Origin of the sequence: Bacillus sp. Au-Bac7, assembly GCF_021341655.1 — a bacterium.
Taxonomy (GTDB): Bacteria; Bacillota; Bacilli; order Bacillales; family Cytobacillaceae; genus Niallia.
This window is the reverse complement of the sequence record NZ_JAJTTG010000064.1, coordinates 1-291: the sequence shown is the minus strand read 5'-3', so window position 1 is coordinate 291 and position 291 is coordinate 1. Positions and strand designations below refer to the sequence as shown.

The 291-nt window shown below is 51.2% G+C and carries 3 tRNA genes; all 3 read right to left on the bottom strand.

What is annotated here, in order from left to right:
• Positions 1-7: 7 nt before the first annotated feature.
• The 3 genes from LXM54_RS27780 to LXM54_RS27770 all read right to left on the bottom strand — a co-directional run bounded on the left by LXM54_RS27780 (position 8) and on the right by LXM54_RS27770 (position 288).
• Positions 8-83, bottom strand: a tRNA-Val gene (locus LXM54_RS27780).
• A 19-nt stretch (positions 84-102) separates the two neighbouring features.
• Positions 103-177: transfer RNA gene (locus LXM54_RS27775), tRNA-Glu, on the bottom strand.
• A gap of 19 nt (positions 178-196) precedes the next feature.
• Positions 197-288 (bottom strand) — tRNA-Ser (locus LXM54_RS27770).
• Positions 289-291: the final 3 nt, after the last annotated feature.

Below are 291 nucleotides of genomic sequence, written 5' to 3'. Positions count from 1 at the left end.
GATTTTATGGTGGAGGATGACGGGATCGAACCGCCGACCCTCTGCTTGTAAGGCAGATGCTCTCCCAGCTGAGCTAATCCTCCATAATTGGTATATTTAAAATGGTGACCCATACGGGATTCGAACCCGTGTTACCGCCGTGAAAGGGCGGTGTCTTAACCGCTTGACCAATGGGCCATATTATGTTGAGTGATAATGGCGGAGAGCAAGGGATTTGAACCCTTGAGACAGGGTTACCCGCCTACACGATTTCCAATCGTGCTCCTTCGGCCACTCGGACAGCTCTCCATA